Source organism: Nocardioides sp. NPDC058538, from assembly GCF_042719275.1.
GTDB lineage: Bacteria > Actinomycetota > Actinomycetes > Propionibacteriales > Nocardioidaceae > Nocardioides.
The window spans coordinates 1-16,425 of record NZ_JBHXNY010000051.1 but is presented as its reverse complement, the minus strand read 5'-3'; the positions used below and the strand labels follow the sequence as shown (position 1 = coordinate 16,425).

The window sequence follows — 16,425 nt, the reverse complement described above, 5'->3', positions numbered from 1 at the left end:
CTATAAATAAGTCGTGCGTGGTCGAGATCCAAGGTCGGTGTAGACCACGTTGTAACTCCCAGTTACAGTTCTACCCATGAGTATCCTCCAAGGCCTACGTGGCGGGATCGCGAACGGCGTCCCGTCCGGCGAGTCGCGTGACCCGATCGGGTTCGCCGTGGCCGGTCTGCGCAAGCTCTCGCAGAGCCCTGCGCTCGACCGGCTCGGTGTCCGCAAGCAGACCGAGCAGGTCGTCTTCACGGTGACCCGCGGCGGGTTCAAGACGATGGCGGCGACCAGCCGGGCGTTCAAGAAGAAGGGCAAGCGGGGTGTCCCGGGCGTACGCGTGCCCAACGCCATCCCCCAGGGCGTCTTCGACCTGACCCCGAGCGAGGACGAGCAGATGCTCGTCGACGTGGTCACCGAGTTCGCCGCCGAGGTCGTACGTCCGGCCGCGGCCGAGGCCGACGAGGCCTGCGCCGCGCCGGAAGAGCTGCTCAAGTCGAGCCTGGAGATCGGGCTGCCGATCCTGGGTGTCCCCGAGGAGCTCGGCGGCATCTCCGAGACCCGTTCTGCGGTCGCCGGCACCCTGGTCGCCGAGGCGCTCGCCAAGGGCGACCTCGGTCTGGCCGTCGCCGCGCTCGCGCCCGGTTCGGTCGCGACCGCGCTGGGCCTGTGGGGCACCGACGAGCAGCAGCAGACGTACTTGCCGGCGTTCACTGAAGGGTCGGTTCCGGCCGCGGCCTTCGCGCTCAACGAGGACAAGGTCCTCTTCGACGTGCTGTCGCCGGCCACCACCGCCACGAAGACCACCGACGGGTTCACTCTCAACGGCACCAAGTCCCTGGTCGCTCGTGGCGCCGAGGCCGAGCTGTTCGTCGTCGGCGCCAGTCTCGACGGCAAGCCGACCCTCTTCCTGGTCGAGTCCTCGACCCCCGGGATCACCATCGAGTCCGAGCCCGCGATGGGCGTACGCGCCGCCTCGCTGACCAAGCTGACGATGACCGACGTGAAGGTCCCGGCTGCGGCGGTCCTCGGCGAGACCGACGGCTCGACCTACACCGAGGCCGTACGCCTCTCCCGCCTCGCCTGGTGCGCTCTGTCCATCGGGGTCGGCCAGGCCGTCCTCGACTATGTGACGCCCTACGTCAAGGAGCGCGAGGCGTTCGGCGAGCCGATCGCCCACCGCCAGTCGGTGGCGTTCATGGTCGCCAACATCGCGATCGAGCTGCAGGCCATGCGCCTGGTGACCTACAAGGCCGCCAGCCGGGTGGCCCAGGGCATCGACGCGACCCGCGAGATCGCGCTGGCTCGCAAGCTGTGTGCCGACAAGGGCATGCAGATCGGCCTCGACGGCGTACAGCTGCTCGGTGGTCACGGCTTCGTCAAGGAGCACCCGGTGGAGCGGTGGTTCCGCGACCTGCGTGCGATCGGGATCATGGAAGGCACGGTGCTGGTCTGATGGCCATCAATCTGGAAGACCCCAAGAAGCTCAAGCCGCTGCGCGAGCAGGTGCACCAGGTCGCGATGAACATGCTGCGACCGATCTCGCGCAAGTACGACAAGGCCGAGCACGAGTACCCCACCGAGCTCGACATGCTCGCCGCCATGGCCGACGGCCTGGCCGAGTCCGGTCAGGGTGAGGGCGCGGGCGCCACCGGCGTACGCCGCGACTCCAAGCCCGACGACGGCAAGGTCAAGAACGGCGCCAACATGTCCTCGGTCCTCTCCGTCTCGGAGATGTGCTGGGGCGACGTCGGGCTCACGCTCGCGATGCCGCGCCAGGGCCTGGGCAACTCGGCCATCGCCTCGGTCGCCAACGACGAGCAGCACGAGCGCTTCGACGGCATCTGGGCCTCGATGGCGATCACCGAGCCCGGCACCGGCTCCGACTCGGCCAACATCAAGACCACCGCCACGCTCGACGGTGACCACTACGTGCTCAATGGCGAGAAGATCTTCGTCACCTCCGGTGACCGCTCCAACGCGGTCGTGGTGTGGGCGACGCTCGACAAGGAGCTCGGCAAGGCCGCGATCAAGTCGTTCGTGGTCGAGAAGGGCACGCCGGGGATGAAGGTCGAGCGTCTCGAGCACAAGCTCGGGATCAAGGCCTCCGACACCGCCACGATCACCTTCACCGACTGCCGGGTGCCTGCCGAGAACCTCCTCGGCAACCCCGAGATCAACGTCAAGGAGGGCTTCGCCGGTGCGATGGCCACCTTCGACAACACCCGGCCTCTGGTCGCCTCGATGGCGGTCGGTTGCGCCCGCGCGGCGCTCGACTACACCCGTGACCTGCTCGAGAAGGCCGGCGTCGAGATCGACTACGACCGGCCGGCTCACCTGCAGTCGGCGGCCGCGGCGAAGTTCATCCAGCTCGAGTCGGACTACGAGGGTGCCTATCTCCTCATGCTCCAGGCCGCCTGGATGGCCGACAACCGCCAGCCCAACTCCAAGGAAGCCTCGATGGCCAAGGCCAAGGCCGGCCGGATGGGCTCGGACGTGACCCTGTCCTGCGTCGAGCTGGCCGGCACCATCGGCTACTCCGAGGGTGAGCTGCTGGAGAAGTGGGCCCGCGACTCGAAGATCCTCGACATCTTCGAGGGCACCCAGCAGATCCAGCAGCTGATCGTGGCGCGACGGGTCCTCGGGCTCTCGTCCGCGGAGCTCAAGTAGGTCAGTAAGGTTCGGCGCCATGAGTGTTCTCGTGGTGTCAGCGACCAAGGTCGAGGCGGCCCATGTTCCTTCCGGGCTCAAGGTGGTGATCACCGGGATGGGGAAGGTGGCGTCCGCCTCGGCCGTCTCGCGCGTGCTGGCGGCCGACAAGACCATCCGTCAGGTCGTCAACATCGGCTCGTGCGGTGCGCTGCGCGACGGCCACACCGGGATCTACGAGGTCGGCATCGTGCTCAACCACGACTTCTCGTCCGCCGCCATCCGGGCGCTGGGCCACCCGGTCGAAGACGCCCTCGACGTCGGCGATTCGGACATCGTCTGCGCCACCGGCGACCTCTTCGTCACCGACAGGGTCGTGCGCGCCGAGCTCGCCCAGCGCGCTCACCTGGTCGACATGGAGGCCTTCGCCGTCGCCTGGGCCTCCCGGGAGGCCGGCGTCCCGGCACGCGTCGTCAAGCATGTCTCCGACAACGCCGACGAGAGCGCCCTCGACTGGGCCAGCGTCGTCGACCGCTCCGCCCGCGACCTGGGGGCGTGGCTCACCGCCAACGTGTGACGTGCGCCCCTGCCCGGGCGTGTCGGAGCGACCCGATGCCACGCCCTACTCGCCAGTAGCGTCACAATCCAGATGTGGACGCATTGCAATCGGGAGTGGTCGAGCTGCTCCGGTCCCGTCGTGGCGGGGACAGTGGGAACAAGGATGACGGGGCGACTCTGGCCCTCGTGATCGAAGGTGGCGGGATGCGCGGGATGCTGTCGGCGACGATGGCCGCGGTGCTCGCCGACCAGGGCCTGGTGGATGCGGTCGACCTGGTGGTAGGCACCTCCGCCGGTGCTGCCAACGCGACCGCGGTGGCGGCCGGGACCATCGACGCCTTCAGCGAGTCGTACGCCTCGGTGTTCGCCTCGCCCGAGTACATCGGCGCCGGGCGGATGCTGCGGCGCAAGTCGATGGTGGACACCCGCGGGATCACCGCGCGTTCGGCGGAGCTGTTCGAGTGGTCGCTCGCGCTGCGTGAGGGGGCGCCCCGGCTGGCGGCGGTGGCCACCGACGTGGTGACCGCGAAGGCGGTCCCGCTCACCGACTTCAGCGACGCCACCGACCTCGCCGACTCGGTGATCGCCTCCAGCCAGCTGCCCCTGGCCGGAGGACTCCCGGTGACCGTACGCGGCCGCCGCTGGCTCGACGGCGGCCTGGTCGAACCGGTGCCGGTGGCCGCGGCAGCGGCGCTCGGGGCGACGCACGCGATCGTGCTGGCCACCCGGCCGTTCGGTACGGCGCCGGCCTACGGCCGGGCGGACCGGGTCATCGAGCGCTACCTGCGCCGGGTCAACGCCGAGCTCGGCGACCTCTACCACAGCCGGCCCGACCGCTACCGGGCGACGGTCGCGCAGATGAGGGACGGGAGCTACGCGGGCGTACGCACGCTCACGTTCGCGCCCGATGTGGCCGACCCGATACCGGGTCGCACCGAGACCGACGTCGATCTGCTTCGCGCGGCCCGTCAGGCCGCGGCCGACACCGCGACCCGGATGCTCACCGAGGCGATGTCCTGAGCTTGTCGAAGGGTAACTCGGTGAACATCGCGCCCGCCGACGGGCTGGCGATCAGGTGCCCCGGGGTGCCGTAGCCGGCTTCGGCGAAGGCCTTGTCGATGGCCGCGCTGACCGCATCGACAGCGTCAAGAGGGACGATCGAGACGATCGAGCCGCCGAAGCCGCCACCGGTCATCCGGGCCCCGTCGGCGCCGGCGCCGACCGCGGTCGCGACGGCCAGGTCGAGCTCGGGGACGGAGATCTCGAAGTCGTCGCGCATCGAGGCGTGCGAGGCGGCGAAGAGGTCTCCGATCGCGGCCCAATCGCCGCCACCGAGCGCGGTAACGGTCGGCTCGACGCGGCCGATCTCGGTGACGATGTGGCGCGCCCGGCGGCGTACGACCTCGTCGTCGAGGGACTCGACCTGGTCCAGGGTGGCCTCGCGCAGCGAGCGCAAGCCGAGGTCGGCGGCGGCCTTCTCGCACTGGGCGCGCCGGGAGGCGTAGCCGCCGTCGGTCAGCTGGTGCTCGACGCGGGTGTCGGTGACCAGGATGGTGCGCTCGCCGAGGGCCAGCGGGACGTTGCGGTGCTCGCCCGAGTCGAAGTCGATCAGCAGCGCGCCGCCGTCCTCGGCGAAGACGACGACCGACTGGTCCATGCCGCCGGTCGGGGCCTTGGCGACCTCGGTCTCGGCCCGCATCCCGGCTGCGACGACGGCACGCCGCAGGTCCGCGTCGAGGGTCCGGCCGGCGATGCCGAGGGCTGCGGCGGCGGTGGCGCACTCGACCGAGGCCGAGGATGACAGGCCCGCGCCGAACGGCACCGAAGACTCCAGGTGAAGGTCCAGGCCACCGGTCACGAGGCCCGCCTCGCGCAGGGTCCACAGCACCCCGGCGACGTACGCTGCCCAGCCGTCGATCTCCGGCCCGAGCTCGTCGATGTGGCTGATGAACGGCTCCGGGTCATGGGCCGTGGAGATCCGGACGGCCCCGTCGGTGCGCGGCGCGGCCGCGGCGTAGGTGGCGTGGGGGAGCGCGACCGGCAGCACCAGCCCGGCGTTGTAGTCGGTGTGCTCGCCGATCAGGTTGACCCGCCCCGGCGCCCTCCCGACCACCGTGGCCTCGGCGCCGAAGGTGGTGCGTAGCGCCTCGATCGCGCGCGCGGTGAGGTCGGTCGGTTCGAGCATGGTGCAAAGTCTGCCGCGTGCGCGCGGCCCGCGCGGACCCGGGTCGCTCAGTAGACCGCGATCACCCGCACGGTCGCGGTCCGGTCGGCGGTGCTGAGGTTGGGGACGAGCAGCGGCACCGCCGGCTGGAATGGGACCGGGCGAGGCGGATGTCGCCAGGCGTTCACCCGGCATTTGCCGGACGGCGGAGCTCAGTGACGAGAGGAGTTCCGCGAGCGGCCGCGCACGATGCCGATGAAGGTCTGCACCCGCTCGTCGTCGTTGTCGATCAGCCAGGCCAGACCGACGGTGGTGGGCTCGATGCCGGTCACCGGCCGGGAGACGGCGTCCTTGCGGTGGTAGACCCGGGCGATCGACATGGGCAGGATCGCGATCCCGGTGCCGGCCGCGACCGTCTCGACCGCGTCCTTCTCGCTCATCGCGGGCCACGTCATCTGCTCCGCGGACGGCTTCCAGCCGCCGCGCTCCGGTGTCACCAGCTGCTCCTCGGCGAGGTCGTCGAGGGTGACCTCCTCGAGCAGGGAGAGCAGGTGCTCGTGGCCCATCACCGCGACCGGCTGCTCCTCGTAGAGCGGGATGCAGTGGAGGCCGTCGCGGTCCACGGGGAGGCGTACGAGGCACATGTCGAGCTCGCCCTCGCGCAGCAGCCGCTCCTGGTCCTCCTCGGTGACCGGGACCAGCTCGAGCCGCTCACGGCTGCGCTCTCGCCAGGTCCGGGCCCACTTGTCAGGGGTGGCTCCGGTGACGAAGCCGACGGTGAAGGTCACCTGCGTATCCTCTCATCGATCGGCGCTGAATCCCGTGCTGAAGAACGCGGCGTTCCTTGTTGCCGGGAAGTTTCTATCGTGTGACAGGTTTGCTAAGGTCGGAGACGTCAGCCGAGACCGGCTGCCGGACGAGGGAGCCGTACCCGGAAGCGCGACAAGACGGCCGTCTGGAGTGGTCATGTCCTGGCTTTTTCTTGTGGTATCCGGCGTCCTCGAGGCCGTGTGGGCGCTCGCCCTGGGCCGGACCGAGGGGTTCTCGCGGCTGGCCCCGTCGATCGTCTTCGGTGTCGCCCTGATCGGCAGCCTGGTGGGCCTCGCGATGGCCATGCGCACCCTGCCGATCGGCACCGCCTACGCGGTCTGGGTCGGGATCGGCGCCGCGCTCACCGTCGGCTATTCGATGGTGGCGGGAGAAGAGGCGATCAGCCCGGTACGCGTCGTGCTGATCGTCGCGCTCGTCGGCTGCGTCGTCGGGCTCAAGCTCACGCACTGAGGGGTTTGCGGACGGACACGTCCTCTGGCGCTTGACTCTTTCGATATGAGTGCGAAACTTACCCTCTCCAATGTTATCTATCGTACGACAGAAAAAGGCGATGCCACGGTGTCACAGATCTCGCCGCGTCCGGGTCGCGGCCGTCCACGGCTGCTCCCCGGAAAGATCGCGGCGAACCCCCGAGATCAGATCCTCGCTGCCGCTGCCGAGCTCTTCGTGAGCCGCGGCTATGCCGGCACCACGACCCGCGAGATCGCGGACGGTGCCGGGCTGAGACAGGCCTCCATCTACTACCACTTCGGGAGCAAGGAGGAGATCCTCGCGGTGCTGCTCGAGCGCTCGGTCCAGGACCGGGTCGAGCAGGCCGGGAAGATCGAGGCCGGGATGGGGTCGGTCACGCCCGACGTCGGCCTCTACGCCCTCGCCGTCAGCGACATGAGCGCGCTGGTCGCCATGCCCTACAACATCGGCATGCTCTACCGTCTGCCCGACGTGATCGCCTCACCCGTCTACGACCGCTACGGCCATCTGCGCGGTGACCTCGTCGCCGGCTACGGCCGGGTCGCGGAGCGCGCCGCGGGGGTTCGGGTCTCGGCGAGCAGCGGCGAGCCCGGGCTCGGCGAGCTCCTCGTGCAGATGGTCGAGAGCGTGGTGAGCCTTCGCCGCGAGGACCGGGTCGGCAGCACGACCGTCGCCACGATCGCCTCGGCCTGCCTGCGACTGTGTGGGGTCGCCGAGGACGCGATCGAACAGGCGCGGGAGGCGGCTCTCACCGCGCTCGCGCGGGCTTGACCTCCGGGCCCGACCTCAGCGGGCCTCAGTGCATCCCGGGCTCGTGGGCCAGGTGCGTCTCGGGCTCGAGCTGGAAGGTGGAGTGCTCGACGTCGAAGTGACCGGACAGGCAGGCCTGGACCCGGTCGAGGACCTTCGGCGCGCTGCCGTCGAGGAAGCACTCGGGCAGCAGGGTCAGGTGGGCGGAGACCGCGGGCAGACCCGAGGTGACCGTCCAGGCGTGCAGGTCGTGCACCTCGACGACGTGGTCGACGCAGAGCAGGTGCCGGCGCAGGTCCTCGACGTCGACCTCGGCCGGCGCACCTTCGAGCAGGATCCGGCCGCTGTCGCGCAGCAGACAGACACCCGCGTACGTCATCAGGGCGACCACCACGAGCGAGGCGACCGGGTCCGCGCGGGTCCAGCCGGTGAGCAGGATGACGATCGCGGCGACGAAGGTGCCGATGAAGCCGTAGAGGTCGGAGAGGACGTGCTGGTAGGCGCCCTCGACGTTGAGCGAGGTGCGATTGGCGCGCGCCATCAGCGCCGCCGCGACGATGTTGACACCGCAGCCGACCAGCGCGACCACGAACATCGGCCAGCCCTCGGCGTCGGGCGGATCGATCAGGCGTCGGATCGCCTCCACGCCGACGACCGCGGCGAAGACGAGCAGGGTGATGCCGTTGAGCGCCGCGGAGAGGATCTCGGCGCGCTTCCAGCCGTAGGTCCACTGGCCGTGCGCCGGCCGCGCCGCCAGCCGCATCGCCCACAGCGCCGCCGCGATCGCCCCGACATCGGTCAGCATGTGGCCGGCGTCGGCCAGCAGCGCGAGCGAGTCGGCGAGGATCGCGACCGTCACCTCGCCGATCAGGAACACACCCAGGAGCGACATCGCGGCAATCAGGTAGCGCCGGTCCGCCGCAGGTGAGATGTGTTCGTGATCGTGCCCCATGTTCATCGATCCTAAGCCGGAATCCGGTTCTCGGCTGCGCCGTCCCGTGGCAGGGTGACCGGCATGTCGCTCGCCGAGAACTTCCTGTCGCTGCACCTGCCCGGACGCCCGCTGCTCATGCCCAACGCCTGGGACGCGGGCTCGGCCAAGGTCCTGGCGTCGCTGGGCTTTGCGGCGCTGGCCACGACCAGCAGCGGGTACGCCGCGACCCTGGGCCGCCTCGACGGCCAGGTCACCCGCGACGAGGTGATCGCGCACGCCACCGCGCTCGTCGAGGCGGTCGATGTGCCGGTATCGGCCGACCTGGAGGCGGCCTTCGCAGGCACCACGGCCGAGGTCGAGGAGACGTTCCGGCTCGCCTTGGCCGCCGGCCTGGCGGGCGGGTCCATCGAGGACTACGCCGGGATCGAGAAGGACACGATCTACTCCGTCGGAGAGGCCGCCGAGCGGGTCGCCGCCGCGGCCGGGGCCGCTGGTGACCAGTTCGTCCTCACCGCCCGGGCCGAGAACCACATCCGTGGCCGCGACGACCCTTCGACAAGCTCAGGGCACCGCCTGGACGACACCATCGCCCGCCTCCAGGCCTATCAGGAGGCCGGCGCCGATGTGCTCTTCGCGCCCGGCGTCATCGCCGTCGAGGACGTACGCCGCCTGGTCGACGCCGTCGACCGCCCGGTCAACGTCCTGCTGCTGCCCGGCGGCCCGTCGGTGCCGGAGCTGGCCGAGGCAGGCGCGGCGCGCATCTCGGTCGGTGGGGCGTTCGCCTTCGCTGCCCTCGGTGCGGTCAAGCGGGCCGCGGAGGAGCTGCTCGGCGCCGGCACGACCGGCTACTCGGAGCTGGCGGCCGAGGGCGCCAAGGCGTTTCGCAGTGCTGGTTGACTGGCCCCGTGATCGATGAGCTGAAGGTCGTGCGAGCGGGGTTCGCGCCGATCAAGGGGACCAGGCACCTGCCCCACGACCGCGTGGCGCTCGACGCCCATGGGGTCGTGGGCGACCGCGGCTTCGCGCTGGTGTCGGTCGACGAGACCGACCCGGCCCACGGGCGAGTGCTGCGGACCGTGCAGCACCCCTCGCTGGTCGCGGTGCGGGCGGAGCTGGCCGGCGACCGGCTCGAGGTCGAGCTGCCCGACGGCGAGACCGCTGCGGCGGAGCCGGCCGCGACGGGCGAGCGACTCACCTGCGACTACTGGGGCCGGGAGGTCGAGCTGGAGCTGCTCGGCGGCCCGCACACGGCGCTGTTCTCGAGGTGGCTCGACCGGCCCGTGCGGCTGGCCCGTGCCCGTCGCGGTGACGTCGTCTTCGCCGGCTCGGTGTCGGTGGTGACCACGGCGTCGATGCGCGACCTCGCCGGGCAGGCGGGCCCGGACGCCTTGGACGCGGCGCGCTTCCGGCCGAACCTGGTGGTCGAGACCGACGAGCCCTATGCCGAGGAGACCTGGCTCGGCCGGGAGATCCGGGTCGGCGAGGCGACGCTCCGGATCGGCGTACCCATCCCGCGCTGCGCCGTGATCGACGTCCGTCCGGAGACGGGGGAGCGGGACGTACGCCTGCTGAAGACGCTCGCCTCGCACCGCCCGCTCAACCGGGCCGGGGAGCCTGCGTTCGGGGTCTTCGCCGAGGTGGTCACGCCCGGCGCCGTCGGCCGGTAGCCGGCCGCACGGGCCACGCACAGGAACACGCCAGCGCGGACTCAGGTGGAGTGCGTACCCTCCTGAGGGTGGATATGCAATCGCTGTTGTCGCGCGACTCCGTGAAGGTCGCCCTCGTCGTCAACGCCGGCTCACGCCGCGGACAGGACGCGCTGGCCTCGTCGGAGGAGATGTTGCGGTCCGCGGGGATCGAGGACGTGCGCTCCTACGCAGTCCACTCGGGGGAGGAGCTGGAGACCACTCTCGACGAGGTCGCTGCCGACCAGCCCGACCTGCTCGTCATCGGCGGGGGCGACGGCTCGGTGGGTGCCGCCGCGGCCCGGATCGCCGGCAGCGACGTCGTGCTGGCTGTGCTGCCGCTCGGCACCGCCAACGACTTCGCCCGCACGCTCGAGCTCGACCAGGACCCGCAGACCGCGGTCCAGCAGATGCTCGAGGGAAAGATCATCAACGTCGACATCGGGCGGGCCAACGGCCACGCCTACCTCAACGTCGCCTCCTTCGGTCTCTCCGTCGCGGTGACCGAGGCCCTGAACCCGCGCCTGAAGAAGCTCATCGGGCCGGCGGCCTACCCCGTGGCGACGCTGCAGGCCTACCGTCACCACAGGCCCTTCACCGCGCGGCTCGAGTTCCCCGAGGGCGACCACGACACGGTCGAGCTCGACGACCTGCTCCAGGTCGCGGTCGGCAACGGACGTCACTACGGCGGCGGCAACACCGTCTCGCCCACGGCCTCGGTGGACGACGACCTCCTCGACGTCTACGCCATCGTCCGGGGCCGCATGCGCGACCACGTCTCCATCGCGCGGCTGCTCAGGAGCGGCCACTTCATCGAGCATGACCACGTGCACCACGTGACGACCTCGGCGGTGCGGATCACGACCGACGAGGCGATGCCGGTCAACCTCGACGGGGAGATCGTCACCGAGACACCGACCGACTTCACCCTCGAGAGCAACGCGCTCCACGTCGCGGTGCCGATCCGCAGCCGCGCCGGCCGCCTCGACGGTCCGCCGCCGGACGTCCAGAGCTAAGGGCGTCCGGCGCGGGGCACGTCGACCCGGATGGCCAGCAGCCGCGCCTCCGTGTTGGCCTTGCGCGCCTCCTCGAAGAAGTCGGGTGCGGCGCAGACGTACAGCGTCTTCCCGTCGCTGCCGCCCAGCATGCAGGCGAAGACGCCGCCTCCCGGTTCGATCTGCTCGAGGATCTCGCCGCCCTCGGCTACCCTGACCAGCCGGCCGAAGACCGCGTCGGCGGTCCACACGGCGCCCTCGGCGTCCAGGCAGCAGCCGTCGGGCGCGAGCACGGCATCGCCCATCGCCTCCGCGAACGCGGTGTGCGTGCTGAGCTCTCCGAACTTCGCCCACGTACGCCGATTGCCCAGCGACCCGTCCTCCGCGATGTCGAAGGCGCTGATCCGGTTGCCGCAGGTCTCGTCGACGATGAGCGTGCCGTCCTCGGTGATCACGCTGCCGTTGGGGAACCACATGTCGTCGGCGACCTCGGTCACCGTCCCGTCCGGGTCGACCCGCAGCAGCACCGTCGGCGCCACGTCGGCACCGGCCATGATGTCGAAGCCGAAGTTCCCGACGTACGCCCTGCCCTGCTCGTCCACCACCATGTCGTTGAGGTGGTGGCTGACATGAGCGCTGAGGTCGGCATGGGTCACCAGCGAGCCGTCCGACTCACGGCGCAGGATCCGGCGATCGCGCATCGAGACGACCAGGAGGTGGCCGTCGGGAAGCCAGCCCAGCCCCGACGGCTGCCCCGGCACCTCCGCCTCGACCTTCAGGTCCGACCCGTCCTCCTGCGCCGAGTAGACCTTGTGGGAGTAGAAGTCCACGAACCAGATCCGGTCCTGGTGCCACCGCGGGCACTCCAGGTAGTGCAGGTTCTCCACAACGGTGCTGATCTCTCGGGCCATCGCAATTGCTCCTCGGGTCGTCGTCGACTGCCCCCATCATGCCGAGAAGTCAGGTACGTCGGGCGAGAAGTCACTGACGCGAATCGAGATGGCACCGAGGTGGCATCTCGGCCGACGCGGGTGACGCCTCGGCCGACGGGGGTGACGCCTCGGCTACTCCTCCAGCCGCCAGGCAGCCTTGAGGGAGAGCTGGCCGCCGGTCTGGAGCAGGGCGCGGCTGTAGAGGCGCTCGGCGAGGCGTACGAGGGCGACGCCGAAGGCGAGGAGCAGGACCACGGCGATGATCGGCTCCCACCAGGCCGCGGTGCCCTCGACCAGGCGCATCGGCATGAGTACGGCGGAGAGCGGTGGGACGTACGAACCGATCTGCTCGCCGACGCCGTCGAGGTAGAGGGCGCCGAAGAACATCACCATGAGCAGCATCGTGATCGGGGTGGAGGAGGACTGCAGGTCCTCGGTACGAGAGGCGAGCGCGCCCGCGACCGCCCACAGGGTCGAGAGCACCACGAAGCCGATCAGGAAGAAGACCACGAACCAGCCGATCGCTCCGGACAGCGCCGGCAGAGCGAAGCTGAAGTCGGTGAGACTCAGCCCGACCAGTCCGACGGCCACGTAGATGAGCATCTGCCCGACGGCGATGACGGCGTTGCCGATGATCTTGCCGGCGAGGAGCTGCCGCAGCGGTACGGCGGCGGCGATCATCTCCACGATCCGCGACTGCTTCTCCTCCACGACGCTGTTGGCCAGCGTCATCCCGAACATGATCGAGGCGAAGTAGAAGACGATCGCGAGCGTGTATCCGACCACGTAGCGGATCGCTGACAGCTCGCTGTCGCCCTCGAGCTGTTCGACTCCGACCGCCGAACCCTCGGTCAGCTCGGCCGCCGTGGTGCCGGCCGCGTCGGCGTTGCCGGCCAGGACGATCGCCTCGACCGACTGGCTGACCACGTCGCGCAGCTCGGAGTCGGCGTCCTCGAGGGTGACCAGGGTCCAGCCGTCGGTGTCCGGGCGCAGGTACGCGTCGGTCTGCTCCTCCTCGAGCGCGTGCCGGGCGGCGTCCGCATCGTCGACGGCGACCGGCACGATGCGTACCTTCTCGTCGATGTCGGAGGCGCGCTCCGCGATGCCCTCGACCATCGCCTGCGACGCCGTGGAGGAGTAGGCGAGGTCGTAGGTCTTCTCGCGGCTCTCGCTCCATGCGGTGAAGCCGAGCACGCCCACGATCACCGCGAGCATCACCGCCGTGCCGATCAGCGTCGACTTGTCGGTGGCGCGGACCGCGATCTCGCGGCGGGCGACGATCTGCCACACGGGCTGGTTCCTGGTCTTCACAGTCATGCGGTGACCTCCCGGTAGATCTCGGACAGACGGGGTACGACGCGGTGGAAGTCGAGCACGTTCCCGCGGCTGGTGGCCTCGACGAGCAGCTTCTGCTCGGCACCGGCGGAGACGACCTCGATCTCGGCCTCGGGACCGGAGACGTCGCGGACGTGGAGCCCCGGCAGGTCGCGTACCCAACCGGCGTCGCCGTCGAGGACGAGCCGGTAGCGGAGCGCGGCATCGGCACGCAGCTCCTCGCCAGTACCTTGGGTGACCACCCGGCCGCGGGCCATCACCACCAGCCGGTCGCACAGCCGGTCGACGAGGTCGAGCTGGTGGGAGGAGAAGACGACGGGTACGCCGTCGCGAGCGTGCTCGCGCAGCAGATCCGCCATCGCGTCGATGGCGTCGGGATCGAGTCCGGAGAAGGGCTCGTCGAGGATCAGCGCCATCGGCGCGGGGACGAGCGCGGCGATGATCTGGACCCGCTGCTGGTTGCCCAGCGACAGCTTCTCCAGCGGATCCTTGGTGCGACCACCCAGCCCGAACCGCTCCAGCAGCACGGTGATCTCCCGGCGCGCGTCAGCGGTGGACATGCCGCGCAGCCGCGCCAGGTAGACCAGCTGGTCCAGGATCGGCTGCTTCGGGTAGAGACCGCGCTCCTCGGGCATGTAGCCGAACCGGCGCCGGTCCTCGCGGGTGACCACGTGCCCCTGCCAGGACACCGTTCCGGCGTGCGCGGCCAGCACCCCCATGATCATCCGCATGGTGGTGGTCTTCCCGGCACCGTTGCCGCCCACGAACCCGGTGAGCCCACCGGACGGGACCGGGAAGGACACCTCGTCGACGGCGACCATGTCGCCGAAGCGGCGGGTCAACCCGTTGACCTCGAGCATCGAATCTCCTCTGCGTTGGAAACGAACGGGACTCACGCTATTTCAGTGCGGCGCCGGGCGGATCCGTCGCGAGGATGAGCTCGGCCTCACCCGTTGGGCGGGCCGGCCGGGAGCAGGCCGTGACGGTGGATGAAGACCACGGTCTGCACCCGGTCGCGCAGCTGCAGCTTGGCCAGGCAGGCCGACACGTGGGTCTTCACGGTCGCCTCGGTGAGGAACAGCCGGCGGGCGATCTCGTTGTTGCTCAGTCCCTCGCCGATGAGCAGCAGCACCTCGCGCTCCCGAGCGGTGAGCAGGTCGAGCTCTCTGGGTGGCTTCGGTCTCGGCACCGCCGGGACGTCGCCGGTCACCCGGCCGATCACGCGCATCGTGACCTCCGGGGCGAGCAGTGCGTGGCCGTCGGCGGCGGCCCGCACCGCCTCGGCCAGGGAGTCGGGGTCGGCGTTCTTGAGCAGGAAGCCGCTCGCGCCTGCGGCGAGCGCGTCGAAGAGGTAGTCGTCGCGGTCGAAGGTGGTCAGGATGATCACCTTGGCGTGCCCCTCGGCGACCACCGTGCGCGTCGCCTCGATGCCGTCGGTGCCGGGCATCTGTACGTCCATCAGCACCACGTCGGGCCGCAGCTCGCGCGCCTTCGCGATCGCGTCAGCACCGTCGGAGGCTTCGCCGACCACCGAGATGTCGTCCTCCATCGAGAGGATGAGACGGAACCCCGAGCGCACCAGCTGCTGGTCGTCGGCGAGCAGTACCCGGATCATCGTGCCGCTCCCGCCGTCGCGACGGGGGAGTCGAGCGGGAACCGCACCCGCACCCGGAACCCCTGCACGGCCCTGGGCCCGATGTCGACCTCCGCCTTCCGGACGGCTGCTCGTTCGCGTACGCCCAGCAGACCCAGGCCGCTGCCGGAGGTGCCGTGCCGGGGTCGGCCGTTGTCGGTGATCTCGACCTCGGCGTACGCCGCGGCCGCCGCCCGGTCGATGCGGAGAACGACCTGGGCGTGGTCGGCGGTGGAGTGGCGGCGTACGTTGGCCAGCGCCTCCTGGACGATCCGGTAGACCGAGTGCGCCAGCGGCAGCGAGAGGCTCTCGACCGGACCGACGGCCTGGTAGTCGACCCGCAGCCCGCTCTCGCGTATCTCGTCCAGGAGCCCGGGCAGGTCCTCCAGGCGCGGCTCGGGGCGGCGTTCGTCCGCGCCGTCCGACTCCAAGTCGCCGGCCGGGTCGCGCAGCGTGCCGAGCAGCGAGCGCATCTGGGTGACCCCCTCGCGCGCGGAGGCCTCGACGTTGCCGAGCGCCTCGGCGGCGCCCTCGATGTCACCGGGGCGGCCGCGTTCGAGGAGCTTGCGCCCTGCGGCGGCCTGGACGCCGACGACCGCGACGTGGTGGGCGACGACGTCGTGCAGCTCGCGGGCGATCCGCAGGCGCTCGTCGATCACGGCGCGACGCTGGAGCTGCCCGGACTGGGCGGCGATGGTCGCGGCCTGCTCGGCCAGCTCGGCCTTCTGCCGTGCGCCCCGCCAGGCGACCTGGCCGCCGACGATCGCACCGGCGAAGTAGAGCAGGTTCATCAAGGTGGTGAGCAGCACGTAGGCGGTCACCGGGCCGATGAGAGAGGAGCCTTCCGCGTCGGCGGTCGCCTCGCGGATCTCGTCGATACCGCTGCCGACCGCGAACTGCCAGGAGAGCCACGCGAACATGAACAGGGTGATCAGCCCCATCACGACCACCATGTCCCGCCGGCGCCGCGCCCAGGCGGCTCCGGCGAAGAAGGCCACGAAGTAGATGATCTGCATCGGCAGCAGCCCCATCACGGTCGGGAGCCACACCCCGGTGACGAACATGTGCAGCCCGGCCAGGAGCGCGATCGTGAGCGGGAAGCGCCGCCTGAAGACGAGCAGTGCCGCGCCGATCACCACCGCCGTCCACTCGACCCAGGTCGGTGCGTCGCTGGAGTCGAGCGTCCCGACTCCCCGGATCAGCTCCAGGGTGGCCAGGCTCGCGACCAGCACGATCGCACCGACCAGCCAGTCGCCCAGCGTGATCGAGCCTTCCCGCTCCCAGTCGTCGTCGGTCGCGAAGAAGGTCGCCAGCCGGCCGGAGGAGCCGTCGTCGTGCACAGTCACCCGGCCAACCCTAGTTCCGCGGGCGGACCAGGTCCTCAGTCTCGAGACTGAGGTCGACCCACCGCTGGTCGAGCCGCGAGGCCGCCTGCGGCCGAGCGTGTCGAGACCAACACGGTCCCACCGAGCGCCGAGGGGACCGTGTTGGTCTCGACACGCC

General features: G+C 70.5%; 17 protein-coding genes and 1 riboswitch. Of the genes, 9 read left to right on the top strand and 8 right to left on the bottom strand.

Annotated features, from left to right (window positions below; translation table 11 throughout):
• Nucleotides 1-76: 76 nt before the first annotated feature.
• From ACFWQC_RS26585 to ACFWQC_RS26570, 4 genes are all read left to right on the top strand, one after another.
• Complete coding sequence (locus tag ACFWQC_RS26585; RefSeq protein WP_378685256.1) at nucleotides 77-1,441, top strand: acyl-CoA dehydrogenase family protein; 1,365 nt, start codon at nucleotides 77-79, stop codon at nucleotides 1,439-1,441.
• Nucleotides 1,441-2,655, top strand: a complete 1,215-nt coding sequence (locus ACFWQC_RS26580) for an acyl-CoA dehydrogenase family protein (protein ID WP_378685253.1) — start codon at nucleotides 1,441-1,443, stop codon at nucleotides 2,653-2,655. Before ACFWQC_RS26585 ends, ACFWQC_RS26580 begins: the two co-directional genes overlap by 1 nt.
• Before the next feature lie 19 nt (nucleotides 2,656-2,674).
• Nucleotides 2,675-3,211 (top strand): nucleosidase, encoded by a 537-nt coding sequence (locus tag ACFWQC_RS26575; RefSeq protein ID WP_378685250.1) that lies wholly within the window; start codon nucleotides 2,675-2,677, stop codon nucleotides 3,209-3,211.
• 74 nt (nucleotides 3,212-3,285) lie between these two features.
• Nucleotides 3,286-4,212: a patatin-like phospholipase family protein gene (locus ACFWQC_RS26570; RefSeq protein ID WP_378685248.1), complete on the top strand. Its 927-nt coding sequence runs from the start codon at nucleotides 3,286-3,288 to the stop codon at nucleotides 4,210-4,212.
• Here the strand turns inward: ACFWQC_RS26570 and galK are convergent.
• Together galK and ACFWQC_RS26560 are read right to left on the bottom strand one after the other, a co-directional pair.
• Nucleotides 4,193-5,377 (bottom strand): galactokinase, encoded by a 1,185-nt coding sequence (gene galK / locus ACFWQC_RS26565; RefSeq protein WP_378685245.1) that lies wholly within the window; start codon nucleotides 5,375-5,377, stop codon nucleotides 4,193-4,195. The two genes, ACFWQC_RS26570 and galK, sit on opposite strands and share 20 nt — an antisense overlap.
• A gap of 191 nt (nucleotides 5,378-5,568) precedes the next feature.
• Nucleotides 5,569-6,144 (bottom strand): LysR family substrate-binding domain-containing protein, encoded by a 576-nt coding sequence (locus ACFWQC_RS26560; protein ID WP_378685242.1) that lies wholly within the window; start codon nucleotides 6,142-6,144, stop codon nucleotides 5,569-5,571.
• A gap of 104 nt (nucleotides 6,145-6,248) precedes the next feature.
• A riboswitch (guanidine-III (ykkC-III) riboswitch) is annotated at nucleotides 6,249-6,312 on the top strand.
• A 10-nt stretch (nucleotides 6,313-6,322) separates the two neighbouring features.
• Here ACFWQC_RS26560 and ACFWQC_RS26555 point away from each other — a divergent pair.
• The gene (locus ACFWQC_RS26555) at nucleotides 6,323-6,637 is read left to right on the top strand and encodes a DMT family transporter (protein WP_378685240.1); all 315 of its coding nucleotides are present in this window, start codon (nucleotides 6,323-6,325) and stop codon (nucleotides 6,635-6,637) included.
• A 108-nt stretch (nucleotides 6,638-6,745) separates the two neighbouring features.
• The gene (locus tag ACFWQC_RS26550) at nucleotides 6,746-7,429 is read left to right on the top strand and encodes a TetR/AcrR family transcriptional regulator (RefSeq protein ID WP_378685237.1); all 684 of its coding nucleotides are present in this window, start codon (nucleotides 6,746-6,748) and stop codon (nucleotides 7,427-7,429) included.
• Between the two features lie 25 nt (nucleotides 7,430-7,454).
• Here the strand turns inward: ACFWQC_RS26550 and ACFWQC_RS26545 are convergent, their stop codons facing one another.
• Nucleotides 7,455-8,279: a cation diffusion facilitator family transporter gene (locus ACFWQC_RS26545; RefSeq protein WP_378685293.1), complete on the bottom strand. Its 825-nt coding sequence runs from the start codon at nucleotides 8,277-8,279 to the stop codon at nucleotides 7,455-7,457.
• 144 nt (nucleotides 8,280-8,423) lie between these two features.
• On the opposite strand from ACFWQC_RS26545, the gene ACFWQC_RS26540 reads away from it, so the two are divergent.
• From ACFWQC_RS26540 to ACFWQC_RS26530, 3 genes are all read left to right on the top strand, one after another.
• Nucleotides 8,424-9,239, top strand: a complete 816-nt coding sequence (locus ACFWQC_RS26540; protein ID WP_378685235.1) for an isocitrate lyase/phosphoenolpyruvate mutase family protein — start codon at nucleotides 8,424-8,426, stop codon at nucleotides 9,237-9,239.
• Between the two features lie 8 nt (nucleotides 9,240-9,247).
• Nucleotides 9,248-10,009 (top strand): MOSC domain-containing protein, encoded by a 762-nt coding sequence (locus tag ACFWQC_RS26535; protein WP_378685232.1) that lies wholly within the window; start codon nucleotides 9,248-9,250, stop codon nucleotides 10,007-10,009.
• A 74-nt stretch (nucleotides 10,010-10,083) separates the two neighbouring features.
• Nucleotides 10,084-11,043, top strand: a complete 960-nt coding sequence (locus ACFWQC_RS26530) for a lipid kinase (protein WP_378685290.1) — start codon at nucleotides 10,084-10,086, stop codon at nucleotides 11,041-11,043.
• Here ACFWQC_RS26530 and ACFWQC_RS26525 read toward each other — a convergent pair.
• The 5 genes from ACFWQC_RS26525 to ACFWQC_RS26505 form a co-directional block, all read right to left on the bottom strand.
• Nucleotides 11,040-11,933, bottom strand: a complete 894-nt coding sequence (locus tag ACFWQC_RS26525) for an SMP-30/gluconolactonase/LRE family protein (protein WP_378685229.1) — start codon at nucleotides 11,931-11,933, stop codon at nucleotides 11,040-11,042. The two genes, ACFWQC_RS26530 and ACFWQC_RS26525, sit on opposite strands and share 4 nt — an antisense overlap.
• 153 nt (nucleotides 11,934-12,086) lie before the next feature.
• Nucleotides 12,087-13,271 (bottom strand): ABC transporter permease, encoded by a 1,185-nt coding sequence (locus ACFWQC_RS26520; RefSeq protein ID WP_378685227.1) that lies wholly within the window; start codon nucleotides 13,269-13,271, stop codon nucleotides 12,087-12,089.
• Nucleotides 13,268-14,149, bottom strand: a complete 882-nt coding sequence (locus tag ACFWQC_RS26515; RefSeq protein ID WP_378685224.1) for an ABC transporter ATP-binding protein — start codon at nucleotides 14,147-14,149, stop codon at nucleotides 13,268-13,270. Before ACFWQC_RS26515 ends, ACFWQC_RS26520 begins: the two co-directional genes overlap by 4 nt.
• 86 nt (nucleotides 14,150-14,235) lie before the next feature.
• Nucleotides 14,236-14,904, bottom strand: coding sequence for a response regulator (locus ACFWQC_RS26510; RefSeq protein ID WP_378685222.1), 669 nt, complete (start codon nucleotides 14,902-14,904; stop codon nucleotides 14,236-14,238).
• The gene (locus ACFWQC_RS26505; RefSeq protein WP_378685219.1) at nucleotides 14,901-16,268 is read right to left on the bottom strand and encodes a sensor histidine kinase; all 1,368 of its coding nucleotides are present in this window, start codon (nucleotides 16,266-16,268) and stop codon (nucleotides 14,901-14,903) included. Before ACFWQC_RS26505 ends, ACFWQC_RS26510 begins: the two co-directional genes overlap by 4 nt.
• Between the last annotated feature and the right edge of the window lie 157 nt (nucleotides 16,269-16,425).

Coding starts and splice junctions, on each gene's coding strand:
- ACFWQC_RS26530 (WP_378685290.1), top strand. CDS start 10,084: ATGCAATCGCTGTTGTCGCGCGACTCCGTGAAGGTCGCCCTCGTCGTC.
- ACFWQC_RS26515 (WP_378685224.1), bottom strand. CDS start 14,149: ATGCTCGAGGTCAACGGGTTGACCCGCCGCTTCGGCGACATGGTCGCC.
- ACFWQC_RS26510 (WP_378685222.1), bottom strand. CDS start 14,904: ATGATCCGGGTACTGCTCGCCGACGACCAGCAGCTGGTGCGCTCGGGG.
- ACFWQC_RS26520 (WP_378685227.1), bottom strand. CDS start 13,271: ATGACTGTGAAGACCAGGAACCAGCCCGTGTGGCAGATCGTCGCCCGC.
- ACFWQC_RS26580 (WP_378685253.1), top strand. CDS start 1,441: ATGGCCATCAATCTGGAAGACCCCAAGAAGCTCAAGCCGCTGCGCGAG.
- ACFWQC_RS26525 (WP_378685229.1), bottom strand. CDS start 11,933: ATGGCCCGAGAGATCAGCACCGTTGTGGAGAACCTGCACTACCTGGAG.
- galK (WP_378685245.1), bottom strand. CDS start 5,377: ATGCTCGAACCGACCGACCTCACCGCGCGCGCGATCGAGGCGCTACGC.
- ACFWQC_RS26585 (WP_378685256.1), top strand. CDS start 77: ATGAGTATCCTCCAAGGCCTACGTGGCGGGATCGCGAACGGCGTCCCG.
- ACFWQC_RS26555 (WP_378685240.1), top strand. CDS start 6,323: ATGTCCTGGCTTTTTCTTGTGGTATCCGGCGTCCTCGAGGCCGTGTGG.
- ACFWQC_RS26540 (WP_378685235.1), top strand. CDS start 8,424: ATGTCGCTCGCCGAGAACTTCCTGTCGCTGCACCTGCCCGGACGCCCG.
- ACFWQC_RS26575 (WP_378685250.1), top strand. CDS start 2,675: ATGAGTGTTCTCGTGGTGTCAGCGACCAAGGTCGAGGCGGCCCATGTT.